Consider the following 24,319-nt stretch of genomic DNA (forward strand, 5'->3'; position numbering starts at 1 on the left):
GGTGTGAAGGAGGTTTCCGATGTTGATGTCCCAGAGCGGCCGCGTCGCGAAGCTGCATTATATGGCCAATGGCTTCCGGGTGCTCGCGCCCGGCGATCATGTGATCTGCGCGTTGACGGGCGCGGCGATCACGCTGGACGATCTGCGCTACTGGAACGTGGCCCGGCAGGAACCCTATGCCAGTGCCGAGGCCGCGACGAAGGCGGAGCAGAAGGCTTGATCTTCAGGCGGCGCCTGATCGGGGCCGCGATGACCCTGATCGTATCGGGATGCGCGCCGACGATCGTTCCGCAGGGCGTGGCGCCGCAACTCGCGCCTCCGACGGGTTCCGTTACTTCGGTGCAACCGGCCGCCGTCGGCTATGACTTCACTTTGCGGGGCAACCTCGAACAGGGCGGGCTGGCCATCGGGACCGCACCGGCGGGATGGGCGCTGCGGCTCGATGGCAGGCCGATCGGCGTGGCCACCGACGGGCGTTTCGTGATCGCCTTCGACCGCGATGCCGGTGCATCGGCGATGCTGGAGGCCGAAGCGGACGGGCGCCTTTATCAGCAGAAGCTGACGATCAGCCCCCGTGCCTGGCAGATTGAGTCCTTGCCGACCTTGCCCAAGGGCACGACGCCGACCCCCGAATTCCTGGCCCGCCGCGCCGAAGAACTCAGGCAGATCACGGCCGCACGCGCGATCGACTCGCACAGCGAGGGCTGGCGGCAGCATTTCATCTGGCCGGTGCAGGGGCGGATCAGCGGCGTGTTCGGTTCGCAGCGCATTTATGCCGGCGAACCGGGTGCCTATCATCCCGGCGTCGATGTCGCTCGGCCGGCGGGAACCCCGGTGGTCTCGCCGGCCGACGGCGTCGTGATCCTGGCGGCGGGGGCGCCCTTCACGCTCGAGGGCAATCTGCTGATGATCGATCATGGCATGGGGCTCAACAGCGCCTTCCTGCATCTGTCGCGGATCGACGTGAAGGTGGGCGATGTCGTGCGTCAGGGGCAGCCGGTCGGCGCGATCGGCATGACCGGCCGGGCGACCGGGCCGCATTTACACTGGGCGATGAAGTGGCGCGACGTCCGCCTCGATCCCGCGCCGGTGGCGGGGCCGATGTCGGCGCAATAACTCAATTCACGCGGCGGAAGCGGACGCCGTGATTATAGCCGATGCTGCCGAGATAGCTGCCGAGCGCGGCTTTCCGAATGATGACCTTGTCGCCCTGCCGCGGCGGCACTGATAGGCCGCTGGTCGCGTCCCAGGTTCCTGCGCCGTCGGTCAGCACAATCGACCAATTGCCGTTCTGGGAGCCCCGCGCGGATGCAACAGTGCTTTCGATTTGGGTGATATCTTCAGCGGCGATCTCTTTATCGTCCTTGTCACTACGCGACCCAAAAATGCCGAGATTTGGCAATGTGAAACCGAATAGCGACTTTCGGGTTTCCCGGACCTGGGCGCGATCAATGACAACAACATCCCGCTTCTTTTCCGCTGTGTCGAGCGCGGCCACCTGAGCATCATAACAGGCCAGCCGTTGCGTGGAATCGGTGATCGTGCGGCACTCGACGAGATTTACGAGCAGCTGCGGCCGCGTGGCCGCCGCTGCCGCCGGAGCTGCGGCAGCGAACGACAGGATCGCCGTCCCAATCGCCGTCCCAAAAGTCAGTGTCGCGGTGCGGCCAATCATACGTATCTCCCTGTCCGTGAAACATTATAAGCGCAATCCCGCACATATAAGCAACGACATTTCGCAACTGTTGCAAAAAGGCGACAACGGCACCGCAACACGCCGGAAAGATTAACCTGCGCTTTACAGGTTGATTGGATTTCTTGCACACCACCGGTCATGCCTGAAGGGGGGGAGAGGTGTGCCAGCGCCGATCCTTCCCCGAAAGGTTGAGCCTGGCGTGATCAATTCGCGCCACTCACTCCAGAAAAGGGACTGGAAAGTGACCAATAATATGAAGAATATCAGCCGGTTTGGGCTGAACGCCAGTGCGGCATCGATTGCGCTTGGCATCGCATTTGCGTCTTCGCCGGCGTTCGCGCAGGACAAGCCGGCCGATGCGGCAGCGGCCGAGGACAGCAACGTTATCATCGTGACCGGTTCGCGCATTCCGCAGCCCAACCTGACGTCGGCCAGCCCGATCACGGTGGTCAGCACCGCTGAAATCAAGCAGCAGGGCACGACGCGGGTCGAAGATCTGATCAACAATCTGCCGCAGGCTTTCGCGGCGCAGGGTGGCAATCTTTCGAATGGTGCGACGGGCACCGCCACCGTCGATCTTCGCGGTCTTGGCGCCGCTCGTACGCTGGTTCTGGTTAACGGTCGCCGGCTGTTGCCGGGCGATCCGCGCTCCCCTTTCGCTGATCTCAACGCGGTTCCGGCCGCACTCGTGAAGAGCGTCGAAGTTCTGACGGGCGGCGCTTCGTCAACCTATGGTGCTGACGCGGTTTCCGGTGTCGTTAACTTCAAGATGGACACGGAGTTTGAGGGTTTCAAGCTGGACGGGCAATATAGCCTGTATCAGCATAATAATGACTCTGGTTCGCTCGTGACTGCGCCGCTGATTGCACGCAACTACCCTTTTCCGAGGGGGAGCAGCGCGAATGGCGGCACGGTCGACGCGACCGCAGTTATCGGCGCGGGCTTTGACGACAATCGCGGTCACGTTACGGCCTATGTAGGCTATCGCAAGATCAAGCCGGTTTTGCAGGCGACCCGTGATTATTCGGCTTGCAACGTAACGGCAAACACGCCTGCACAAATCACGGCGCGCGCGGGTCGGTTGCTCAACTGCGGCGGCTCGGCGACGTCAGCGAACGGCACCTTCTTCACCACTAATGCTACTAGCAGCAACACCTACCAAGTGGGGCCGAACGCGGCAAACGGCACCGGGACGTTCATTCCGGGATCGACTCCGTATAACTTCGCGCCAGTAAATTATTATCAGCGGCCAGACGAGCGTTATACCGCCGGCTTCTTTGCCCATTATGATGTCAGTGATGCGTTCAAGCCCTATATGGAGGGCATGTTCATGGACGACCGTACGGTCGCTCAGATCGCGGCGTCGGGTGACTTCGGCAATACGACCACGATCAATTGCGATAACCCGCTGCTGTCTGCGCAACAGAGGCCGCTCGTCTGCAACACGAACAACCTGATCGGGTTCAGCGCCACGACGCCTGCGACAGTCTTCACCAATCCCGACGGAACGACCTACAATCGCGCGAATCTTACGATCTTGCGACGAAACGTCGAAGGCGGCGGCCGTCGTGACGATTTGCAGCACACCAGCTATCGTCTCGTCACCGGCGCGACCGGCGATATCGCCAAGGGCATCTCCTATGACGCCTTCTATCAGTTCGGCCGCACCAACTTCGCGCAGACCTACAATAACGACTTCTCGGTAACGCGGCTGACCCGGGCTCTCGACGTGATCAGCGTTGGAGGGGTTCCGACTTGCCGGTCGGTCGTCGATGGTTCGGATCCAAATTGCGTACCGTATAACATCTTCAAGCTCGGTGCCGTAACACCCGCGGCCCTCAGCTATCTGCAAACGCCAGGCTTCTCGCGCGGCCAAACCGAAGAAACAGTGGCTGATGCTTCGATCACAGTCCTCGGCGGTGAGTATGGTGTGCAGAGCCCGTGGGCGGATAATGGCATCGGCATGAATGTCGGTGTCGAATATCGCAAGGAATCGCTGAACTTCGAAACGGATCAGGCCTTCGCGACCGGCGATCTGGCCGGCCAGGGTGGTGCGACGATCGGCCTCAGCGGTTCGTACAATGTCAAGGAAGTCTTTGGTGAAATTTCCATTCCGGTCATCGAATCAAAACCATTCTTTGAATCGCTGACGTTGAGCAGCGGCTATCGCTATTCAAAGTACAAGGTTCCGGGAACGGCAACCTCGGCGGGCAACAGCTTCTCGACGAACACCTACAAGTTCGAAGCCGAGTGGGCCCCGGTCCGCGATTTCAAAATCCGCGGTAGCTACAACCGTGCGGTTCGGGCGCCGAACATCACCGAGCTGTTCTCGGCGACGTCGGTCTCACTGGACGGCAATTCCGATCCTTGCGCCGGTGCCGCTCCTTCGGCAACGCAGGCCCAGTGCGTTCTCGCCGGTGTAAGCGCTGCGCAATATGGCAAGGTGCGCTCAAACCCGGCCAGCCAGTATAACGGCTTGCAGGGCGGCAATACCGGCCTGGCACCGGAAAAGGCGACGACCAAGTCGCTCGGCCTGGTGTTCACGCCGACGTTCCTGCGGGGCTTCTCCGCGACGCTCGATTATTTCGACATCAAGGTGAAGAACGACATCAGCGCGGGCATCGGTGCCGATACGATCCTGTCGCAATGCGTCGCGACCGGTGCTGCGGCATTCTGCAGCTTGATCCATCGTGACGGCAACGGATCGTTATGGCTGTCGAACAATGGCTATGTGATCGATACCAACCTCAACATCGGTTCGGTTTCGACCAAGGGCATCGATGTGGCCGCAGCCTATACCAGCCGGATCGGCAAATATGGCACGATCTCGGTCAGCCTCGTCGGTACGTATCTCGACAAGCTGAAGACGGATACCGGCGTGGGCGTTTCGTACGACTGCGCAGGCTTCTACGGCCTGCAGTGCGGCACGCCGAACCCGGAATGGCGCCACAAGGCGCGTCTGACCTACACGATGCCATCGGGCCCGGGTGTTACGTTCGCATGGCGCTATTTCTCGTCGGTCGATCTCGACAAGACGAGCAGCGATACCGCCCTGCGGCAGACCAACCAGGCGACGTTGCCACCACAGAGCCTCAAGATCGCTTCCCAAAGCTATTTTGATCTGTCGTTCACGCTGCCGTTCGAGGACAAGTTCACGTTCCGGATTGGTTGCAATAACATTTTCGACAAGTCCCCGCCGGTTGTTGGTTCGAACGCTCTCACCAGCGTGACGGGTAACGGCAATACCTTCCCGCAGGTATATGACGCGCTCGGCCGCTACCTTTACGCCGGTGTAACGCTCGACTTCTGAGCTGATCGATATATCGTGAAGAATGGCGGTGGACCCCTTGGGGTCCGCCGCTTTTCTTTTGTGCATGGCAGTCTAGAAGGCACCAATGACCGGTGAGGCCCGTTCCATTCAGACGATTGTTGCCGAGGCGGATCGTTGTGCGACCCGGGGTGACGTCGCGGCCGCGCGCCTGTTGCTCGACGAGGCCGTTAAACTGAAGCCGGACGACGTCGATAGCTGGTTGAAACTCGCATCAATGTGCCGGGCAGCCGGTGACATTGAGGCTGCGATGCGCGCGGCAAGCGGCGCCTTGAACGCAGAGCCCCTCCACTTCGTGGCGCTTCTTCTCCGCGCCAGCCTTCTCGAACGGCAGGGGAGTTCCGAAGCCGGCGAGGCTTATGGCAGGGCGCTTGCCCAGCGTCCCGACGCCGCACTTCCGCCGCAACTGGCCGCGATGGTCGGCCGTGCAACGGAACGGTATCGGACTCATATCGCGCGCAACGAGGCGCATCTCGCCGCGGCAATGACCGATGCCGAGCAGGCGGCTTCACCCGATGAAGCTGCCCGAATGAAACGGTTTCGGACAAACACGTTGCGGCTCACCCGCGCCTATCATGCCGAACCGACCCACTATCATTATCCCGGATTGAGCGAACGCGAATTTCATGACCGCACGCTTTTTGCCTGGCTGCCGCAGCTCGAGGCTGCGACGGATGCTATCGCTGCCGATTTTGAGCGAGTGATGTCCGCCGAGCGTGCTGAACTCGTCCCCTATATCCAATATCCGGATGGGGTTCCGTTGCGCCAATGGAAAGCCCTCAATCACTCCAGCGAGTGGACGGCGATTCACCTCCTGCAAAATGGCCGGCGGATTGATGCTAATGCCCGGCACTGCGAGGCTACGATGGCCGTTCTTTCGACGATCCCGCAGCCAAGGATTCCGAATTGCTCGCCAAACGCCATGTTTTCACTGCTTGCACCTGGGGCGCATATTCCGCCCCATCATGGTGTGGCAAACACGCGGCTGGTTTGCCACCTGCCGCTGATCGTCCCCGACGGATGCTCGTTCCGCGTCGGTGCGGAAACCCGATGCTGGCGTCGGGGTGAAGCCTTTGTTTTTGATGATACGATCGAGCATGAGGCTGCCAATGAAAGCGGCATGTTGCGAGTCGTGCTGATCTTCGACCTTTGGCATCCGGGACTCGCGCCGATCGAGCGGGAAGCGGTCACTATCCTGATGACGACGCATGGCGCTGGTGGCGATGGCGCGCTCTGACATGATCCGGCGCTTCGCGGAATTACGCGCCAGACTTGAGCATAGTCCCGCCGATAGTGACGCGGCGTTTGATCTGGCGGAGGTGGCGAGTCTTTTGCGGTGCGAAGAAGAAGCGTTGCCGCTGGTGACCATGGCGGCGGAAACTGTTGGAACCAGTCCGGCGCTCTGGCAGTGGAAGGCGTTGCTTCATCGTGCGCTCGATCAAAATATTGCAGCTATTTCCGCATTCGATCGTGCATCCCGTCTCTCACCAGCCGACGCCAAGATCGCCCATGGCCGAGCCCGGACGGCCCTTGAAGCCGGTCTTCCGGCCATGGCCTTGTTCGATCACGCTCATCGATTAGCGCCAAATGACGGGGACATATTGCTGGGCCGGGCTTCGGCACAGCTTGCCGAGGGCGATTTGCCAGCGGCAATTGCCGGCATCGATAATCTTCTGGTCCGAAATCCGGGCTGGATGGCCGGGCATGAACTCGTGTCGCACCTGCGCTGGTTGAGCGGAGACCACAACAGCTTTGCAATCTCACTCGATCGTGCCCTGGCGATTGCGTCGGCCGATCCGGCGTTGTGGCACATGCTGATCGTCCTGTTGATTCATGCCGGTCAACATGATCGGGCGCGGGATGTGATCCATCGCGGCCGATCGCTTGCCGGTCCTCAGCTGTTCTTTGACGTGAATGAAGCTATAGTTGCCTCCGAGCAGGGCGATATCATGACCGCCGACAGGTTGTTTGCCAGTCTGGAAGCTGTGGACGACATGACGGTAGCAGTCCGCCATATCCGTCACCTTTTGCGAACTCGAAGGATCGAGCAGGCTGCGGCACTCGCCGAAAGCAGGACGGGAGATCCCGACTCGCATTTGATCTGGCCGTATCTGGGAACCGCGTGGCGCCTGCTCGGCGATCCGCGCTGGGACTGGCTGGAGGGGGATCCCAGGCTGGTCGGAACAATCGATCTGACGGGGATGTCGTCGTCACTGGATCGACTGGCGGCGTGCCTGCAAGACCTGCACATCGCACCATCTCAGCAGCTCGATCAATCAGTTCGGGGCGGAACACAAACAGAAGGTGCGCTGTTTGCCCGGATCGATCCGGAACTTTGCATTCTTCGTGCAGCTATCGTCGATGCTGTGGCACAACATATCGCACAATTGCCGCCATATGATCCGGCTCACCCTACACTTGGGCAACCGCGTCCACATGTGATCAGGTTCAATGGTTCCTGGTCGGTACGACTCAATGCGCAGGGGCATCATGCCCATCATATCCACCCCGATGGATGGCTGAGTTCGGCTTTCTATGTTGCTTTGCCTTCGGAAGCGCAACGTGGTCCGGCACCCGCAGGTTGGCTTGCGCTAGGCAAACCCCAAACTGAGCTGGGGCTTGATCTTGCAGCGACCCGCATGATTGAGCCGCAACCGGGTCGTCTCGTGCTGTTTCCCTCGACAATGTGGCACGGCACCCTGCCCTTTGAAGGCGGTGAGCGGCTGACCGTCGCATTTGACGTTGCGGCCGGTGTAAGAGAAGAAGATCGGTAATGGTCACCAAGATTATGCATGAGAGCATCGTTCAGGCGTTCGAACTCTTTCAGCGGGGGGATCTTGACGGGGCATTCCGGCGGGGGCGAGCGGCTCTGGTCGGGCAACCGCAGCACCCGGCGCTGCTCCAATTGCTGGGCGTTATCTGCTGTCGCACCGGTGATCTCTTGCAGGGCGCAGGTTATCTTCGTCAGTCTTTGGCCCAGGATGGGTCGAACATGGCCACGCGCCTCAATCTCGCCACGGCGCTGATTTCGCTCAAGGCGTGGGCCGAAGCCGATGCGGTGACCGCGCCTGGTAATATCACCGGACCGATACCTCCCGAATTATGGCGGATGCGGGGTTATGTGGTGCAACAACTCGGCCGCCCGGCGGAAGCTGCCGCGGCTTATGAAAAGGTCGTAGCCCGATGGCCCGACGATTTTGAGAGCTGGAACAATCTGGGAAATGCGCGACGTGACAACGGAGATGGCGCCGGGGCCGTTCTCGCCCTGCAGCGTGCAGCAATGCTGCGTCCCGATAGCTTGCCCGTTCAGATCAACCTCGCAGCCGCATTGGCGATAGAGAGTGATTTTTCAGCAAGCGTGGCGGCACTGGAGCGGGCGGTCAGGATTTCACCAGGGGACCCCGCCATATTGCTCGATCTGGCCAAGGGGCTGAACAAGCTGGAACGCTATCGGGACGCCCTGGTCCCGCTAGGTGAAGGGGCGAAGCTTGCACCGGAAGATCCGCGCTTTCCGGTCGAGATGGGGCTGACTTTTGTCAGTTTGCGGGAGTATGCGGCGGCCGAGCACGCGTACAGAGCGGCGATTGCCGTCTCGCCGACCAATCTGCCGGCCTATGTACATTTCGGTTCGCTGCTCGAGCGCACAGACCGCGCCGACGAACTCGGCGTTTTGCTTGATCAGGCCTACGCTGCGGGGGTTGATCCAGCCGACCTGGCCTTTTTGCGGGCGCAACAGTTCCGCCGAGCGGGTCGCCTTGAAGAGGCGCTTGCGCTTGCCCGTATGGCTCCGGTCGATACGCCGCCGATCCGAAAGTGGTGGCTGATTGGCGATGTCGCTGATCGCCTTGGCGATGCCGCTACTGCGTTTGCGGCGTTCGAAGCGATGAACCAGGCCGCCGATGTTGATCCGACAAATCCTCCCGGCGGCGCTGCGGGATATCGCCGCGAGCTTGCTCAAATGGCCGCGGCGACCACCGCAGAATGGATCGCCCATTGGCACCCGGTCGAATCGGAATCCGAGCGGGCCGCGCCCGTATTTCTGGTTGGGTTTCCCCGCTCGGGTACGACGTTGCTCGACACGATCCTGATGGGTCATCCAGACGCCGCGGTTCTGGAAGAGGAGCCTTTTCTACCGCGCGCCGCAGAGCGTGCAGGCTCGTTCGGGGCGCTTGCCGATCTGGACACGCAGGGCGCGGCCGCTTTACGGGCCGGGTACTTCGCGGAGGTTGATGCAGTAGCGCCGCAGGCTGCGGGTCGCACGGTCATCGATAAAATGCCGTTCAACAGCACGCACATGGTTGCGGCACTTCGGTTGTTTCCGGACGCGCGTTTCATTTTCGCTCAGCGCCATCCGTGTGATGTCGTGCTGAGCTGCTTCATGACCAATTTTCAGCTCAACGCCGCAACCGCCAACTTCACAGACCTATTGGGGACCGCGCGGCTGTACGATCAGGTGCTTAGCTATTGGGAGCAATGCCGGGCACTGCTTGCGCCGCCCGTCCATGTACTGAGCTACGAGGCCATGGTAAACGATCCAGAGCAAGCACTCCGGCCGCTCATTGGGTTTCTCGACTTGTCATGGGATGACAGGTTGCTGGATCACCGGCAGACTGCACGCGCACGCGGGTACATCCCAACCGCAAGCTACGCGCAAGTCACCGAAAAAATCTACTCACGCGCAAGCGGGCGTTGGATACGCTATCGCGATCAGATGCGGGATGTCTTGCCGATCCTGGCACCATGGGCCGAAAGAATGGGATACGGCATGTAACTTGCCGTTGATCGGGAAGCACCTACAATTGCCAGTCGAGACCGTTGTTATTGACCCTGATATGGCTTCATGGCTTGCACACGATCAACGGTCATTCGCTCTTCCCGCTTGATCAGCGCCCATTCAGCTGCTGTGTGACAGCGTTTAGATCTGGCGAGCCGACTGCCGGTATCAACCTCGCTTCTGCAAATCACGCGATTCGGATCGCCCATTTCTTCGTCGTTTGCTTTGGTGTGCCGCGCTCCGGCTGCAGCGGAGATGAACAAGGAGGTCGTGAAGATTAAGAACGTTACAATTTTCATCGATAATCCTCGAAATATCATAAATCGCTATCGCCTCACTATATCACCATTCTGCGGCGGTGCAGCGAAAAATTTGCGGCGGCGGTGATTGGGGCACCCGGTCCTTTGCTCGCACTCTTGGCTGCGGGCAGGCCGTTCCCATGCAACTTTAGGCGCTGCGAGACTCGAACCCGGCCTTCGCCGGGATGACGAAAGTGGGCCCGATTTTTCGCCGTCAACACCTATCCTGCGCGCCGAAGCTCGCCGAATTTCCAAGCCAGTATTTCGGTTTCGAAGGCGAGGAGCGTCCACAACGTGTTGACAACCTGCACGGCGATCTCGTTGTCGCTGAATTCGTCGTGGATCCGGATCACCGTTCGCTTGGCCACTTCCACCTTGCCAGTCGTGATGGCGGCAGATGGAATGGACAGGCTGTGGAAGGCAACGGCCGAAGCGGCGACCCGCCGCACCCAATCGAGGTTGACGGGCAGTTTGAAGCGATCCTGAAGCGATTGCAGCGAATCTTTCAGGACATTGTCCACCTGAAACCGCGCCAGTTCATCCTGCGACGTGGCGGCTTTGGCTCTCCTGACGAGCTCTGCGCCGACCTGGTGGTGCGTGTCGATGATGATGGGCCCCGCCATCAGCCAAGCGTAGTTCAGCGCCCGGCCCAAAGCACCATCACGATTATAGTGTTTCAACCGCATCGCAGCTTCTTCGTCCGATATCGGTGCGGCTTCAGCTGATAGATGCTGTTCGTTCATCATTCCGGCCTGCCTCATCCTGATCCGACATATGGTCATCACCCGACATATATGGTGTTGATTCGGCCATTAAGCAATTTACGCAATATCCCTTGTTTCGTTGCGGATTGATCGGCACCGAAGAATGCGCTGTCGCGGATCGGGGCGTTGCGTGAATATTTTCGTTTCTGCCGTCGACAGACGATGTGGGCGGGGCGGCTGGCCGGATTCCCTGATAGCGCTGATGCCCTGCCAGCAATAGTTTTTGAGGCAACCGCCCCGGTCAGGGCTGCGTACCGTCCTTCAGCTCATCATCGATCAGGATGCGCACCGCAGCGCCCTCGAGATCGTCGAACTGCCCGTGGGAAAGCGACCACATGAAGGCCGCGAGCCCGCTCAGGCCGAGCAGCAGTGCGATCGGGATGAGGACGGCGATCCCGGTCATCGTGCGCACCGGGTGAGGCGCAGCGCGTTGGCCACGACAATGATCGAGGAGGTCGACATGGCGATGGCTGCGATCAGCGGCGTCACGAGGCCGAAGATCGCCAGCGGCACCGCGAGGATATTGTAGCCGATCGCCATCGCGAAATTCTGCCGCACGACCCGCATCGTCCGGTGCGCCGCGGCGACGGCAATCGGCACGGGCAGCAGGCTGTCACCCAGGAAGACGATGTCGGCCGCCGTCTGGCCAACGTCGCTTGCCGAAGACGGCGCCATCGAGACATGGCCGGCCGCGAGGGCCGGGCCGTCGTTGAGCCCGTCACCCACCATCAATACGCGGTGGCCGGCCCTCGTCAGGCGTTCGATTGCCCGAAGTTTTTCATCGGGGGTCATGCCGACGACGGCGGGGACATGAAGTTCGCCCGCGATCGGCGCGACCGCTTCGCGGCGATCACCTGACAATATTACCGGATCGAGCGCCATGCCGGCCATGCGTGCGACCGCCTCGACGGCATCGGGGCGCAGATGGTCGGCGAAGCGGATCCGGTGCGCCGTACCGCCTTCGACGCTGAAACCGCAGCTCAACGCATCGTCGGCGGCAGCGGGAGCGCCGGCCCATTGCGGCCGGCCAAGGCGGATTCTCTTGCCGTCGGCCATCGCCTCCATGCCGAAGCCGGGAGTTTCGCGCAGGTTGGCCAGTTCCGCCGGCCGCACGCCCATTTGCTCGAGCGTGCGCGCCAATGTCTGCGAGAGTGGATGGCGGCTGGCGCGGGCGAGCGCGAGCGCGAGCGATTGTTCGCCGGGATCGAGATCGATGGTGCCGACCAGATCGGGACGGCCAAGCGTGAGCGTGCCGGTCTTGTCGAAACGGACCCGGTCCGCCTCCGCCAGCCGTTCGAGTGCGGAGCCGTCCTTGACCAGCAGGCCCCGGCGCATGAGCGCGCCCGACGCGACCACCTGCGCGACCGGCACCGCGAGCCCGAGCGCGCAGGGGCAGGTCACGATCAGCACGGCGACCGCGATCAGCAGCGACTGGTGCCAGCCCGCACCCATGATCATCCAGCCGATAAAGCTGGCGGCGGCGAGCGTATGCACCGCCGGCGCATAATAACGCGCGGCGCGATCGGCGATCCGCACGTAGCGCGAACGGCCCTGGCCTGCGGCTTCCATCAGCCGCGCCATGCCGGCGATGGCGGTATCGGGGCCGGCGGCGGTGACGCGCACCGTGAGCGGATCGGTGAGGTTGAGCGATCCGGCGATCACCCTGGTGCCGCGCTCGACCGGCTCGGCTCGGCTTTCGCCGGTGACGAGCGACCGGTCGACACTGCTCGCGCCCTGCTCGACCGTGCCGTCGGCGGCAAACCGCTCGCCGGCGCTGACCAGCAGATTCATGCCGGGCCTGATTGCCTCCGCCGCAAGCCAGGCCGTCGTGCCATCGGCCTGCGCGATCATGCCGCCGGGTGCTGTCTGGCGCAGCAGCGCGCTTGCCCCGTCACGTGCGCGATCGCGCATCGCGCTGTCGAGGAAACGGCCGGCGAGCAGGAAGAAGATCAGCGACACCGCGCCGTCGAAATAGGCATGCGGGCCGCCGGTGATCGTCTCGAACAGGCTGAGGCTGGTGGCGAGCAGGACGCCGATCGAGATCGGTACGTCCATGTTGGTGCGCCCGTGCTTGAGCGCCCCCCAGGCCGAGCGGAAGAAGGTCTGGCCGGCATAGGCGACGGTCGGCATCGCGATCAGCGCCGACAGCCAGTGGAAAAGCTGCCGCGTCGGGCCATCGGCGCCAGACCAGATCGATACCGACAGCAGCATGATGTTCATCGCCGCGAAGCCGGCGACACCCAGCGCCTTCAGCAGCCGGCGGCTTTCCGCGCGATCGTTCGCATTGTCGCTCTGCACGAGCACCGGCTCGGCGGTAAAGCCGAGCGATATCAACGCCTCGCGCAATGCCGGCACGTCGACATCGGGGCGATGGTCGATCGCCACTTTTTTCGCGGTCAAATTGACCCGCGCGCCGACCACGCCGGGCATATGGCCAAGACCATTTTCGATCTTGGAAATGCAGCCCGCGCAACGAATGCCGGGCAAGCTGAACTCGCTATGTTCGACAACTGCGCTCATGCCGGGACCTCGTCGATGAAGCGGCCTTCGCGATCGCCCTGGCGGACCCGCAGTTCCAGCCGCCAGCGGCCTGCAGGCAGCGCTTCGATCGACCGGTAACGCCCGGGTGCGATCGGCTGGAAATGCAGATTCATGTCGGGCAGCCGGCCCAGCGGATGGATAGCGGTCGCATCGATCCGTGCATCCGGAACCGAAGGCAGCATGACCACGGCATGATCGCCGTCACGCTCCGCGGTCAGTTGCCAGCCGAGCGCCTGCTGCGCGTGGGCTTCGTCGAGCCAGTGGTTATATTGCTGGCTCGCCACATAGCTGTTGTCGACGATCGTGCCGCCGAAGGTGCGGGCGGCGAAGGTCGCCATGACCATGTTGACGGCGATGATGACGCCGAAAAAGCTCACCGTGAGCATCAACATGTGGCGACCGGTAAAGGTGCGGGTCATGGCTATTTCTCCGGACGGTCGAAACGGGCTTCGTCGCGGGCGATGGCCTTTTCGCCGTCGATCGCGGTCAATATGAAGGTGAAGCGGGCGGCTTCTTCGCCATCGGCGCTCGCGCGGACATAGATCCGATGAATGTCGACCTGATCGGGCGCGACGGTGAAGTCGAGCGCGGGCGTCGCCGTGCGGTCGTCGGCGAGCGAATCCCACATGGTGGCGCCAGGCAGTCCGGCTATGGCGAGATGCACCTTGCGCGGGCGCGATTCCATGTTGCGCAGCTTGATCGTATAGGCGTTGCGGATCGTCCGGTCGGAGAGTTGTACATACAGCGGATTGCGATCATGGCCGACCGCCAGATCGAGCCGGGTGCGCGCGCTGAGCGCGAACATCATCGCCAGCCCGACGGCACCCCATACGGAGAAATAGGCGATCGTCCGCGGCCGCAGGATCGTGCGGATGACGGGGACCGGCGGCGCACCGGCGGCCTCGGCCTTGCAGTCCTCGAGGGTGGCATAGTCGATCAGGCCGCGCGGGCGCCCGACCTTTGCCATCATCTCGTCGCAGGCATCGATGCACAAGGCGCAGGTGATGCAGGCATATTGGTTGCCGTCGCGAATATCGATGCCGGCCGGGCAAACCTGGACACAGGCCTGGCAATCGATGCAGTCGCCGCTGGGCGCGCTGTGATCGCTGCGCTTGAGACCATGGCTGCGAGGTTCGCCGCGCCAGTCCTTATAGGTGACGACCAGCGAACGTTCGTCGAGCATCGCGCCCTGAATGCGCGGCCAGGGGCACATATAGTTGCAGACCTGCTCGCGCATGAAACCGCCGAATATATAGGTCGTCGCGGTAAGGATCGCGATCGTGGCATAGGCCACGAAGGCGGCGTGACCGGCGAACAGATCATAAGCGAGCGTCGGCGCGTCGGCGAAATAGAATATCCAGGCGCCGCCGGTGAGCAGGCCGACCGTCAGCCAGGCGCCATGCTTGAGCACGCGACGGCCGATCTTCGATAATGTCCAGGGCGCCTTCTTGAGGCGGATCTGGGCATTGTGATCGCCATCGATCGCGCGTTCGATGTGGAGGAACAGATCGGTCCACACTGTCTGCGGGCAGGCATAGCCGCACCATGCACGCCCGACGGTGGAGGTGACGAGGAACAGGCCGATCCCGGCCATCACCAGCAGGCCGACGACGAAATAGAATTCGTGCGGCCAGATCTCGATCGCGAAGAAATAGAAGCGGCGATGGGCGAGATCGACGAGCACCGCCTGATCGGGTGCAAAAGCGCCGCGGTTCCATCGCAGCCACGGCGTCAGATAATAAACGGCCAGCGTGAAGGCCATCACCTGCCATTTGAGCCGCCGGAAAAAACCGTCGACGGCGCGCGGAAAGATATCCGCGCGGCTGGCGTAGAGCCGCCCACCCTTTGGAGGCAGGTTGGGCGGAATCATGTTCATTCGCCGCCGCCCAGCGAATGTACATAGGCCGTCAGCATGTTGATCGTCGCCGGATCGAGCTTCTGGCTCCAGGCCGGCATCACGCCATAGCGCGCATTGGTGACAGTCGCGGTGATCGTGTCGCGATCGCCGCCATAAAGCCAGATGCCGTCGGTGAGGTTGGGCGCGCCGAATTGGCGGCCGCCCTTCGCATCCGGGCCGTGGCAAACGGCGCAGTTGGTGGCAAACAGCGCCGCGCCGCGCTGCGCGGACAGGTTATTGGCCTGCTGGTGCGAGACGGTGCGCACGAACGAAACGACGTCCTGGATTTCCTCGGGCTTGAGAATGCCATCGCGACCAAAAGCGGGCATCTGCGACATCCGCGTCGCATCGTCGCCGGGCTGGCGAATGCCGTGCAAGAGGGTCTGGTGGATCGCGGCGCGGCTGCCGCCCCACAGCCAGTCGTCATCGTTGAGGTTGGGATAGCCCTTGCCGCCCGCGGCGCCCGATCCGTGGCACTGCACGCAATTGATCTTGAACGCCGCGCGGCCGCCCTCGATCGCCGCGTGCATCAGCGGCGAATGCGGATCGAGCGTGGTGATGTCGACGGTGGCGAGCGCGGCCCGGGTCGACGCCCGCGCGGCTTCGGCCTTCGCGGTTTCGGCGGCGAGCTGGCCATGGCTGGTCCAGCCGAGCATGCCCGCCGACGAGCGATGCAGCAGCGGGATCGCCGGATAGGCGATGCAATAGCCGATCGCAAAGGCGATGCAGGCGTAGAAGGTCCACAGCCACCAGCGCGGCATCGGATTGTCGAGTTCTTCTATGCCATCCCATTCATGGCCCATGGTGGGCACGCCGGTGGCTTCATCGATCTTGCGCTCAGTCATCGAGAGGACTTTCGTCACGGAAGGGGATCAGGCTTGCGTCTTCGTGCCGCGATCGTGCCGAAGGACGCAGGGCGAACCAGAGCGCGAGCAGGAAAATCAGGCCGAGGAAGATCATGCCCCACGTATCGGCGGCATGGCGCAGCGCGTCGTACATCATCGCGCCTTCTCCATCGGTTCGGCGGATCTGGTATCAACGAGCGTGCCCAGCATCTGCAGATAGGCCACCAAAGCATCCATTTCGGTGACCTTCTTCGGATCGCCGTCGAAATCGCGGGCCTGCGCCTTGGGATAGCGCTTCTTCAGATCGGCGCTGTCGGCATCGGGATCGGCCTGCGCCATCGCATCCTCGACCGCCTTGCTGACATCGGCATCGGTGTACGGCACGCCGACCTTGCGCAACGCGCGCAGATGATCGTCGAGGTGGCGGGCATCGAGTTCGCGATCTTTCAGGAACGCATAAGGCGGCATGATCGATTCGGGCACCACCGAGCGCGGGTCGGTGAGATGCTGGACGTGCCATTCATCCGAATAGCGGCCGCCCACCCGCGCCAGATCCGGCCCGGTGCGCTTCGATCCCCATTGGAACGGGTGGTCGTACATGCTCTCCGCCGCCAGACTGTAATGGCCGTAGCGTTCGACCTCGTCGCGGAACGGACGGATCATCTGGCTGTGGCAATTGTAGCAGCCTTCGCGGATGTAGACGTTGCGGCCGGCAAGCTCGAGCGGGGTGTAGGGGCGCATGCCCTGTACCTTTTCGACCGTCGAGTCGATCCAGAAGAGCGGGGCGATCTCGACGATGCCGCCGATCGCGACGGTGATGAGGGCGAGGACGAGCAGCAGCGTGACGTTGCGCTCGATCTTGCCATGGTCGAAGAATTTGGTGGCCATCGGGCGTTCCTTCACGCGGCCTGCGGCTGGAGCGGACGGTCCAGCGCAGCGTCATAGGGAGTGGCGGCAAGGGGGGCTTCGTCGCGCAGGCGACCGCGGATCGTCTGATAGACGTTCCAGGCCATGATGACCGAACCGCTGAGGTAGAGCAGGCCACCGGTCGCGCGGATCAGATAATAAGGCTTCATCGCTGCGACGACGTCGACAAAGGCATAGACGAGATAGCCGTCCTGCCCATATTCGCGCCACATCAGCCCCTGCATGATGCCCGCCACCCACATCGACGAGATGTAGAGCACGATCCCCAGCGTCGCGGTCCAGAAGTGCCAGTTGATCATGCGTACCGAGTAAAGCCGGGTCCTGCCCCACAGGCGCGGCACCAGATAATAAATGGTGGCGAAGGTGATCATGCCGTTCCAGCCCAGCGCGCCGGAATGGACATGGCCGATCGTCCAGTCGGTATAATGCGACAGCGAGTTGACCGTCTTGACCGACATCATCGGTCCCTCGAACGTGCTCATGCCGTAGAAGGCCAAAGCCGCCACCATCATGCGGATGATCGGATCGGTGCGGACCTTGTCCCACGCGCCGTTGAGCGTCATCAGGCCGTTGATCATGCCGCCCCAGCTGGGCATCCACAGCATGATCGAGAAGACTTCACCGAGCGTCTGCGCCCAATCGGGCAGCGCCGTATAATGAAGGTGGTGCGGGCCCGCCCAGATGTAGAGGAAGATCAGCGACCAGAAGTGGACGATCGACAGCCGGTAGCTGTACACGGGCCGTTCGGCCTGCTTGGGCACGAAATAATACATCATGCCAAGGAAGCCGGCAGTCAGGAAGAAGCCGACCGCGTTATGGCCATACCACCATTGGGTGAGCGCATCCTGCACGCCGGAGAAGGCCGAATAGCTCTTCGACCCCAGCAAGCTGACCGGCATGCTGAGATTGTTGACCAGATGCAGCATCGCGATCGTCACGATGAACGACAGATAGAACCAGTTTGCGACGTAGATATGCGGTTCCTTGCGCCGGACGATCGTGCCCAGGAACACCGCGAGATAGCTGACCCAGACGATCGTCAGCCAGATATCGGCATACCATTCGGGCTCGGCATATTCCTTGCCCTCGGTGATGCCGAGCAGATAGCCGGTCGCCGCGAGGATGATGAAGAGCTGGTAGCCCCAGAACACGAAATCGGCGAGTTTGGGGAAGGCCAGCCGCGCGCGGCATGTCCGCTGCACCACCCAGAAGCTCGATGCGATCAGCGCGTTGCCGCAAAAGGCGAAGATCACCGCCGACGTGTGCAGCGGCCGCAGCCGGCCGAAGGTGGTATATTCGAGGCCGAGGTTGAGCTGCGGAAAAGCCAGCTGCAGCGCAATATAAACGCCGACGAGCATGCCGGCCAAACCCCAGAACACGGTCGCGATCACGCCCCAGCGGATCACGTCGTCATAATAGCCGGTAGCCTTGGGCCGCACCACGAGGCCGAGCGCCGCATCATAGTCGGTACGCGCGAGCATCACGCATAAACCGACCAAAGCTGCCGCGGCAAGGATCCACATCTGCGCAGCGAAGGCGGCATCCACCGCGACGGCCGCCCCGGCGACCGCGAGCGCAAGGGCCAAAAGCCACGCCCCCGCCTTCATCACTATAGTTTCCATCGTCACCCTCGTCTGATCATGCGGCGCCGCAATGCTCGACTTGGCTCGGAGCGGCATTGCGCCAGATCAAAGGATCAGCCTGTCGATGCCCCCCCAAGGCCTCCCGCAGCGGAAATCCTGGTCAGCGGCTTTTCTCCGGATCGTTGGAGCGCCGATATACGAAGATATACGCAACCGTTGGACGCAGGCTGGTATATCGGCCGAATCTCTTGTCGAATCTCGCCACCGCATGTGTGGTCCGAACGATGGTGGCGGTTGCGGATCGGGGCGCTTCATTGCCCGCCGGTGGAGCGCCGCTTATCATGGCGCGATGGATGACTATTGCATCATCGGTGGCGGCATAATCGGGCTGGCGACGGCACTGCAATTGCTCGAGCGCCGCCCCGGTGCAGCCTTGGTGTTGCTCGAGAAGGAGGCGGGGGTCGCACGCCACCAGACCGGCCATAATAGCGGCGTGATCCACTCGGGCATCTATTATGCGCCGGGCAGCCTCAAGGCGAAGCTGTGCCGACAGGGTGCGCTGGCTACGGTCGCCTTCTGCCGGGCGCATGGGGTGGCGCATGAGATATGCGGCAAGATGATCGTCGCGACCAATGCGCTCGAATTGTCCCGCCTGGATATGCTGCAGGTGCGGGGCGGCGCGAACAACATCGCATGCGAGCGCATCGACGGCACGGAATTGATGCGGCGTGAACCCGACATCACCGGGCTCGGCGCGTTGTTCATCCCCTCGACGGGCATTGTCGACTATCCGGCGATGTGCCGCGCGATGGCTGCGCGCATATTGGCCCTTGGCGGGCGTATCGAGCTGAACGTAGCGGTGACGGCGATCGTCGAGACGGACTCCCAGGTGATGGTGCATGCCGGCGAGCGATCATGGAGCGCGCGCCAGCTTGTGGCCTGCGCCGGATTGCAGGCCGATCGGATTGCCCGCTTGGGTGGGATCGAGCCGGACTTCCGAATCATCCCCTTTCGCGGTGAATATTATCGGCTGCCTGCCGCCAAAGCGGGCGTTGCCAAGACATTGATCTATCCCGTGCCGGATCCGGACCTGCCGTTCCTCGGCATCCATCTGACCCGCATGATCGACGGTGGCATGACGGTCGGGCCGAACGCCGTGCTGGGCCTGGCGCGCGAGAAATATGCCAAATTCGCGATCGATTGGCGCGACATCGCCAATTACCTGCGCTTTCCCGGCTTCTGGCGGATGATCGGCACCCATCTGGGTGCGGGGCTTGTCGAGATGCGCAATTCGCTGCTCAAGCGATATTATCTGGAAGCGTGCCGCAAATATTGCCCGTCGCTGGAGCTGGCCGATCTGCGGCCCGAACCGGCCGGGATCCGAGCCCAGGCGGTGATGCGCGATGGAAGCATCGTCCAGGATTTCCTGCTGCGCAACACCGCCCGTTCGATCCACGTCTGCAACGCGCCGTCGCCGGCCGCGACATCCGCGCTGCCGATCGGATCGATGATCGCCGAGGCTGTGCTGCAGCAGGGACCGGCGATCGCGGAACCGTCGCGCGGGCAGCCGATCTTGTGAGAGGAAGGGCAACCAGATGTTCGTCGCGGTTTACTGGTGGCGGGTTCATCCCGGCAAGGAAGAGCAATTTCGCGGGGCCTGGCGTCGTGGCACCGACCTGATCAGGGAGCGCTATGGCAGCTTGGGTCCCCGCCTTCACCGCGATGCCGATGGGCGGTTCGTGGGCTATGCCGAGTGGCCGGACGAGGCGACCTGGCGCGCGGCGTTCGATCAGAAGATGGTCTATGACGATCCGGCGACGCGGGCGGCGTTCGTCGATGCGATCGCGGAGGTGCCGGCCGATGCCGATCCCATCTTCACCATGACGGTGATCGACGATCTGCTGGTTCGATCGTCCCGCTGACGGGGGGAATGCCGGGGCTGGCCGATTGGTGCCCGACCGGATAGCATCGGCAGGGGGGGAACGGGCCCGTGCCAGCAAAAGCGCCCAGGGCGCATTTGCAAACTCTTAGAGGAGCGTTTTAGCCGGTGCGTCGTTCGATCCTGCTTCTGGTGACCGCCGGGCTGCTGCCCGTGATCGCGCTGGGGGGAACGTTCGGCGCCATCATGCTGAGCAACGAGCGGCAGGCGGTCGAGCAGAAGGCCCGTACCGACGCCCGTTTTGCCGCCGCGCTGGTCGGCGTCAAGCTGCAGAGCCATGTCCGCGCCGTCGAGATGCTGGCACGCTCGCCGGTCTTCGATGGCGGGGACGTCGATGTGCCGCGCTTCAGGCTGGTCGTCGGGCACATCATCAGGACGCAACCGGACTGGTGGACCGTCTCGGTTGCCGACCCTCAGGGCCGGCGGATCATCGACGCGCCTTTGGTGATCGGCCGGAAGCCGCACGGGCCTGTCGTCGAGCCGGCGAGCCTGGTGCGGGTCGTCGCCACCGGCCGGCCGGCGATCGGCAGTGTCGTAAAGGGGCCCGAAGGCAGGCTTGCCTTCGCCGTCCGGGCGCCGGTGCCCGACCATGAGAAGGTCCGATTCGTCGTTTCCGCGGTCGTTACGGCGGCCAGCCTGCGGGAATTGCTGCGGTTCGAGCCGTTGCCCGCGGGGTGGGGGGCGTCGGTGGTCGATGCCGCGGGCCAGACGGCGGCAGTCTCGCAGGGCAGCCCGTCAGTGGCCGACAGCGATGCGGCGCCAGTGGAAAGCTGGGCGCCCGTGGCGGGAACGGCGTGGGCCGTACGCATAACCGCCCCTGCGCGGGACTTTACCGCTCCGCTCGAACATGCGCTGCTGCTGTTGGTCGCCGCTGCGCTGATATGCGTGCTGCTGATCGCGCTGCTCGCCCGGATCCTGGCGCAGGATTTGAAACAGGCGCGCCGGGCCGAGCAGGCGCAGCTGCAAAGCCAGCGGATGGAGGCGCTTGGGCGGCTCACCGGTGGTATCGCGCATGATTTCAACAACCTGCTGACCCCGATCCTGGGCGGCCTCGAACTGATCGGCAGACGCACGACGGATGAACGCCTGAAGCGTTATGTCGAAAATGCGATGACGAGCGCGGAGCGGGCGAAATCGCTGGTCGCCCGCCTTCTCGCTTATTCGCGAAAGCAATCGCTGACACCAAAGCCTGTCGATATTGCCCGATTGCTGCATGGCATGGCCGATCTGATCAACCGGTCGCTGACTCCCTCGATTCGGCTCCAGATTGAGGTGCCGGCGCTATTGCGGCCGGCGCGCGCCGATCCGGCGCAGCTTGAACTGGCGATATTGAACCTTGTGATCAATGCGCGCGACGCGATGCCATCGGGCGGGCTGTTGCGCATTTCCGCGGGTGTCCCGACCGCTGCGCGAATCACGAGCCTTGTCGCGAACGATTATGTCTATGTCGAGATCGTCGACACGGGCGCGGGGATGGACGAGGAGACCATGCGGCAGGCGACAGAGCCGTTTTTTACCACAAAATCGGCGGAAAAGGGCACGGGTCTGGGGTTGTCGATGGTGCACGGTTTTGCAGCCCAGTCCGGCGGTACGCTGCAGCTGACGAGCAGGCCGGGCGAGGGCACCTCGGCCATGATCATCCTTCCCGCCAGCGACGAGGCCTTTCGTGATGCCATTGAGCCGGCCGGAGATTTCGGCTTGCCGCCGGGACGGATTCTGCTGGTCGACGACGACGAGGCGGTTCGGCGGTCGACAGCCGATATGTTAAGGGAAATCAGGCAGGAGGTCGTCGAGGCAAGCAGCGTCGACGAAGCCCTGGATATCCTGAGCAGCCGATCGGATTTCGACGTGATCGTGACCGATTTCGTGATGCCATATCGGTCCGGAAGCGATCTGATCCGTGCGGTAAAAAGCCGGTGGCCAGGGCTGCCGATCTTGCTGGTGACCGGCTACGTCACCGAGGTCGATGAACTCCCCCAGGAAACGCTCAAGCTGCTCAAGCCCTTCAGCAGTGCCGAACTTGTGAGCGCGATCAGACAGACTCTCGGTGTCTGAACCGGACTTCCGCGGTTAGTTGTGGTGCTTCCGCAGCCTGCATAGACGTCAAGAATCCGCTGAAAATTCGAAGTCGAATTGACCTGAAGGGTTGCTTACAGGTCAGATTTCTGTACCGATCTATGTATATTACAGGATATAGCGATGCCAAAGCGGGCGTGTTAGAATCTTCGACGCGCCATAGTGCGTTAGCAGCTTGCGTAATGAGGGAATGATCATGCGGAACCCTACCCGTCGCCACATATGGATCGGGGTGGCAGGCTTCCTGTCGCTTGCCTTTGCGGGGCCCGTCGCGGCGGCCGAAAGTCAGATCGCCGTCGCCGCCAATTTCACCGAACCGGCCAAGGAAATTGCTGCGGCCTTTGCCAAGGCGACGGGGCACAATGCGATATTGAGCTTCGGATCGTCCGGGGCATTCTACACGCAGATGTCACACGGGGCTCCGTTTGAAGTGTTCCTGTCGGCCGATGCCGACCGGCCGATGCGCGCGGAACAGGAAGGGCTGGGCGTACCGGGCAGCCGCTTCACTTATGCGATTGGCCGGCTCGTTTTATATTCGGCCAAGCCCGGTGTCGTCGACGGGGCTGGCGCCATCCTGAAGCGCGGCGGGTTCGAAAAGATCGCGATCGCCGATCCGGCGGCCGCGCCTTATGGGGTCGCCGCGGTCCAGGTGATGAAGAAGCTGGGCCTCTATGAAGCGCTCACCCCGAAGATCGTGCAGGGAAGTTCGATCACACAGGCCTATCAGTTCGTGGCGACCGGGGCTGCCGAGATCGGATTCGTGGCACAAAGCCAGGTTGTCGGCGAACCGGGCGGATCGCGCTGGCTGGTTCCGGCAAAACTCCATGCGCCGATCGATCAGCAGGCGATCCTGCTGAAGACGGGGCAGAAGAATCCCGCCGCGCTCGCCTTCGTCAAATTCCTTAAATCGCCGCAGGCCATCGCGATCATCAAGCGCTATGGCTATGAAACGCGCTGATCGACTGCTCATAAGATAGGTCGGTTCAGTCGATCGCCACCCTCTGCCGCCGTCCGAGATGGCTATGCAGGGGCGGGCGATCGCATTCGATTCGAAGAATCGGTCGTGCCGGTCGCCGCTCAGGGGCGATCGCCCGCAAGACAATGGGCGCTGTGAGAGTGACGTTGCTGCCGAGTGCCAAGGCGGCGTCGCTGTTTGCGACCGCGGGTTGCGGCATTCATGCTGTACGAATGATTGATAGGCGGCTGATCGCGCCCTGAACTCCTTGGGCAAGGGGCGTTGCACATGGCATAATGCGCCCGCCGCACTCCCAAAATCTGATATAGAGCAATGACAGCCCGCAAAAGCGGACGGGAGTCGCATTGACAGGAATAGGGCGTCGCACTATTCTGTCAGTTGACTGACATATTCTGGAGAGAGATACTGATGGCCGAAACTCGGACGATCGACAGTGCCGGGGCTCAGATGAAGCTCTATGAGGTGAAGCCCGAAGGGGCGATTAAGGGCGCTGTCATCGTGATCCAGGAGGCGTTCGGCATCACCGACCACATCATGGATGTGTGCGGGCGGCTTGCCGCGGAAGGATATGTCGCGGTGGCGCCGCATGTGTTCCATCGCAGCGGCGATCCGGTGATCGGCTATGACAAGATGCAGGAAGTCATCCCGCACATCATGGGGCTCAACCGCGCCAA

The 24,319-nt window shown here is 62.4% G+C and carries 23 protein-coding genes; 11 read left to right on the top strand and 12 right to left on the bottom strand.

The window, feature by feature from the left end; genetic code table 11:
* Positions 1-19: 19 nt before the first annotated feature.
* Both BLS13_RS13435 and BLS13_RS13440 read left to right on the top strand, forming a co-directional pair.
* On the top strand, positions 20-220 hold the full coding sequence (locus BLS13_RS13435; protein ID WP_093452788.1) for a DUF2093 domain-containing protein: 201 nt from the start codon (positions 20-22) through the stop codon (positions 218-220).
* Positions 217-1,116 carry a M23 family metallopeptidase gene (locus BLS13_RS13440; protein ID WP_256325866.1) on the top strand — a complete coding sequence of 300 codons (900 nt, stop codon included), beginning with the start codon at positions 217-219 and terminating at the stop codon, positions 1,114-1,116. Before BLS13_RS13435 ends, BLS13_RS13440 begins: the two co-directional genes overlap by 4 nt.
* A gap of 1 nt (position 1,117) precedes the next feature.
* Here the strand turns inward: BLS13_RS13440 and BLS13_RS13445 are convergent, their stop codons facing one another.
* On the bottom strand, positions 1,118-1,675 hold the full coding sequence (locus BLS13_RS13445; protein ID WP_093452789.1) for a hypothetical protein: 558 nt from the start codon (positions 1,673-1,675) through the stop codon (positions 1,118-1,120).
* A 262-nt stretch (positions 1,676-1,937) separates the two neighbouring features.
* Here BLS13_RS13445 and BLS13_RS13450 point away from each other — a divergent pair, with 262 nt between their 5' ends.
* Entirely contained in the window at positions 1,938-5,006 is a 3,069-nt protein-coding gene (locus BLS13_RS13450; protein ID WP_256325867.1) for a TonB-dependent receptor domain-containing protein, read from the top strand.
* 232 nt (positions 5,007-5,238) lie between these two features.
* Here the strand turns inward: BLS13_RS13450 and BLS13_RS21060 are convergent, their stop codons facing one another.
* A complete protein-coding gene (locus BLS13_RS21060; RefSeq protein WP_256325868.1) occupies positions 5,239-5,475 on the bottom strand; it encodes a hypothetical protein in 237 nt (78 codons plus the stop codon).
* A gap of 33 nt (positions 5,476-5,508) precedes the next feature.
* Between BLS13_RS21060 and BLS13_RS21065 the strand changes: the two genes are divergently transcribed.
* The 3 genes from BLS13_RS21065 to BLS13_RS13465 are packed head-to-tail and all read left to right on the top strand — an operon-like array spanning position 5,509 to position 9,795.
* Positions 5,509-6,261, top strand: a complete 753-nt coding sequence (locus tag BLS13_RS21065; protein WP_256325869.1) for an aspartyl/asparaginyl beta-hydroxylase domain-containing protein — start codon at positions 5,509-5,511, stop codon at positions 6,259-6,261.
* A complete protein-coding gene (locus BLS13_RS13460; protein WP_256325870.1) occupies positions 6,233-7,798 on the top strand; it encodes a 2OG-Fe(II) oxygenase family protein in 1,566 nt (521 codons plus the stop codon). The genes BLS13_RS21065 and BLS13_RS13460 overlap by 29 nt, the downstream gene beginning before the upstream one ends.
* Positions 7,798-9,795 (top strand): tetratricopeptide repeat-containing sulfotransferase family protein, encoded by a 1,998-nt coding sequence (locus BLS13_RS13465; protein ID WP_093452794.1) that lies wholly within the window; start codon positions 7,798-7,800, stop codon positions 9,793-9,795. Before BLS13_RS13460 ends, BLS13_RS13465 begins: the two co-directional genes overlap by 1 nt.
* Positions 9,796-9,842: 47 nt before the next feature.
* On the opposite strand, the gene BLS13_RS13470 is transcribed toward BLS13_RS13465, so the two are convergent.
* From BLS13_RS13470 to ccoN, 10 genes are all read right to left on the bottom strand, one after another.
* On the bottom strand, positions 9,843-10,097 hold the full coding sequence (locus tag BLS13_RS13470; RefSeq protein WP_093452795.1) for a hypothetical protein: 255 nt from the start codon (positions 10,095-10,097) through the stop codon (positions 9,843-9,845).
* 221 nt (positions 10,098-10,318) lie between these two features.
* Positions 10,319-10,843, bottom strand: a complete 525-nt coding sequence (locus BLS13_RS13475) for a hypothetical protein (RefSeq protein WP_143011952.1) — start codon at positions 10,841-10,843, stop codon at positions 10,319-10,321.
* Positions 10,844-11,102: 259 nt separating this feature from the next.
* A complete protein-coding gene (ccoS, locus tag BLS13_RS13480) occupies positions 11,103-11,264 on the bottom strand; it encodes a cbb3-type cytochrome oxidase assembly protein CcoS (protein WP_093452798.1) in 162 nt (53 codons plus the stop codon).
* Positions 11,261-13,381, bottom strand: a complete 2,121-nt coding sequence (locus BLS13_RS13485; RefSeq protein WP_093452800.1) for a heavy metal translocating P-type ATPase — start codon at positions 13,379-13,381, stop codon at positions 11,261-11,263. Before BLS13_RS13485 ends, ccoS begins: the two co-directional genes overlap by 4 nt.
* Positions 13,378-13,821 (bottom strand): FixH family protein, encoded by a 444-nt coding sequence (locus BLS13_RS13490; RefSeq protein WP_093452801.1) that lies wholly within the window; start codon positions 13,819-13,821, stop codon positions 13,378-13,380. Before BLS13_RS13490 ends, BLS13_RS13485 begins: the two co-directional genes overlap by 4 nt.
* 2 nt (positions 13,822-13,823) lie before the next feature.
* Positions 13,824-15,278 carry a cytochrome c oxidase accessory protein CcoG gene (gene ccoG, locus BLS13_RS13495; protein ID WP_093452803.1) on the bottom strand — a complete coding sequence of 485 codons (1,455 nt, stop codon included), beginning with the start codon at positions 15,276-15,278 and terminating at the stop codon, positions 13,824-13,826.
* The gene (ccoP, locus tag BLS13_RS13500; protein WP_093452805.1) at positions 15,275-16,144 is read right to left on the bottom strand and encodes a cytochrome-c oxidase, cbb3-type subunit III; all 870 of its coding nucleotides are present in this window, start codon (positions 16,142-16,144) and stop codon (positions 15,275-15,277) included. Before ccoP ends, ccoG begins: the two co-directional genes overlap by 4 nt.
* A complete protein-coding gene (locus BLS13_RS13505; RefSeq protein ID WP_081912097.1) occupies positions 16,137-16,301 on the bottom strand; it encodes a cbb3-type cytochrome c oxidase subunit 3 in 165 nt (54 codons plus the stop codon). Before BLS13_RS13505 ends, ccoP begins: the two co-directional genes overlap by 8 nt.
* A complete protein-coding gene (gene ccoO, locus BLS13_RS13510; protein ID WP_093452807.1) occupies positions 16,298-17,032 on the bottom strand; it encodes a cytochrome-c oxidase, cbb3-type subunit II in 735 nt (244 codons plus the stop codon). Before ccoO ends, BLS13_RS13505 begins: the two co-directional genes overlap by 4 nt.
* A gap of 11 nt (positions 17,033-17,043) precedes the next feature.
* Positions 17,044-18,693: a cytochrome-c oxidase, cbb3-type subunit I gene (gene ccoN, locus BLS13_RS13515; RefSeq protein ID WP_093452854.1), complete on the bottom strand. Its 1,650-nt coding sequence runs from the start codon at positions 18,691-18,693 to the stop codon at positions 17,044-17,046.
* A 229-nt stretch (positions 18,694-18,922) separates the two neighbouring features.
* On the opposite strand from ccoN, the gene lhgO reads away from it, so the two are divergent.
* The 5 genes from lhgO to BLS13_RS13545 all read left to right on the top strand — a co-directional run.
* The gene (gene lhgO / locus BLS13_RS13520; protein WP_256325871.1) at positions 18,923-20,233 is read left to right on the top strand and encodes an L-2-hydroxyglutarate oxidase; all 1,311 of its coding nucleotides are present in this window, start codon (positions 18,923-18,925) and stop codon (positions 20,231-20,233) included.
* A gap of 16 nt (positions 20,234-20,249) precedes the next feature.
* Positions 20,250-20,576 carry an antibiotic biosynthesis monooxygenase family protein gene (locus BLS13_RS13525; protein ID WP_093452808.1) on the top strand — a complete coding sequence of 109 codons (327 nt, stop codon included), beginning with the start codon at positions 20,250-20,252 and terminating at the stop codon, positions 20,574-20,576.
* Between the two features lie 125 nt (positions 20,577-20,701).
* On the top strand, positions 20,702-22,648 hold the full coding sequence (locus BLS13_RS13530; protein WP_093452810.1) for an ATP-binding protein: 1,947 nt from the start codon (positions 20,702-20,704) through the stop codon (positions 22,646-22,648).
* A gap of 217 nt (positions 22,649-22,865) precedes the next feature.
* Entirely contained in the window at positions 22,866-23,627 is a 762-nt protein-coding gene (modA, locus tag BLS13_RS13535; protein WP_093452858.1) for a molybdate ABC transporter substrate-binding protein, read from the top strand.
* A gap of 426 nt (positions 23,628-24,053) precedes the next feature.
* Positions 24,054-24,319, top strand: a 266-nt coding sequence (locus BLS13_RS13545; RefSeq protein ID WP_218123288.1) for a dienelactone hydrolase family protein, incomplete at its 3' end; no start/stop codon positions are given.

Origin of the sequence: Sphingomonas sp. YR710 (genome assembly GCF_900101455.1) — a bacterium.
GTDB lineage: Bacteria > Pseudomonadota > Alphaproteobacteria > Sphingomonadales > Sphingomonadaceae > Rhizorhabdus.

Bases quoted from the DNA above. Each gene is read 5' to 3' on its own strand.
- BLS13_RS13525 (WP_093452808.1), top strand. From the start codon at position 20,250: ATGTTCGTCGCGGTTTACTGGTGGCGGGTTCATCCCGGCAAGGAAGAG.
- ccoP (WP_093452805.1), bottom strand. From the start codon at position 16,144: ATGACTGAGCGCAAGATCGATGAAGCCACCGGCGTGCCCACCATGGGC.
- BLS13_RS13490 (WP_093452801.1), bottom strand. From the start codon at position 13,821: ATGACCCGCACCTTTACCGGTCGCCACATGTTGATGCTCACGGTGAGC.
- modA (WP_093452858.1), top strand. From the start codon at position 22,866: ATGCGGAACCCTACCCGTCGCCACATATGGATCGGGGTGGCAGGCTTC.
- BLS13_RS21065 (WP_256325869.1), top strand. From the start codon at position 5,509: ATGACCGATGCCGAGCAGGCGGCTTCACCCGATGAAGCTGCCCGAATG.
- lhgO (WP_256325871.1), top strand. From the start codon at position 18,923: ATGTGTGGTCCGAACGATGGTGGCGGTTGCGGATCGGGGCGCTTCATT.
- ccoG (WP_093452803.1), bottom strand. From the start codon at position 15,278: ATGAACATGATTCCGCCCAACCTGCCTCCAAAGGGTGGGCGGCTCTAC.
- BLS13_RS13435 (WP_093452788.1), top strand. From the start codon at position 20: ATGTTGATGTCCCAGAGCGGCCGCGTCGCGAAGCTGCATTATATGGCC.
- BLS13_RS13445 (WP_093452789.1), bottom strand. From the start codon at position 1,675: ATGATTGGCCGCACCGCGACACTGACTTTTGGGACGGCGATTGGGACG.
- BLS13_RS13465 (WP_093452794.1), top strand. From the start codon at position 7,798: ATGGTCACCAAGATTATGCATGAGAGCATCGTTCAGGCGTTCGAACTC.
- BLS13_RS13485 (WP_093452800.1), bottom strand. From the start codon at position 13,381: ATGAGCGCAGTTGTCGAACATAGCGAGTTCAGCTTGCCCGGCATTCGT.
- BLS13_RS13475 (WP_143011952.1), bottom strand. From the start codon at position 10,843: ATGATGAACGAACAGCATCTATCAGCTGAAGCCGCACCGATATCGGAC.
- ccoS (WP_093452798.1), bottom strand. From the start codon at position 11,264: ATGACCGGGATCGCCGTCCTCATCCCGATCGCACTGCTGCTCGGCCTG.
- ccoN (WP_093452854.1), bottom strand. From the start codon at position 18,693: ATGGAAACTATAGTGATGAAGGCGGGGGCGTGGCTTTTGGCCCTTGCG.
- BLS13_RS13470 (WP_093452795.1), bottom strand. From the start codon at position 10,097: ATGAAAATTGTAACGTTCTTAATCTTCACGACCTCCTTGTTCATCTCC.
- BLS13_RS21060 (WP_256325868.1), bottom strand. From the start codon at position 5,475: ATGAGTCCGATACCGTTCCGTTGCACGGCCGACCATCGCGGCCAGTTG.
- BLS13_RS13505 (WP_081912097.1), bottom strand. From the start codon at position 16,301: ATGATGTACGACGCGCTGCGCCATGCCGCCGATACGTGGGGCATGATC.
- ccoO (WP_093452807.1), bottom strand. From the start codon at position 17,032: ATGGCCACCAAATTCTTCGACCATGGCAAGATCGAGCGCAACGTCACG.
- BLS13_RS13460 (WP_256325870.1), top strand. From the start codon at position 6,233: ATGGCGCTGGTGGCGATGGCGCGCTCTGACATGATCCGGCGCTTCGCG.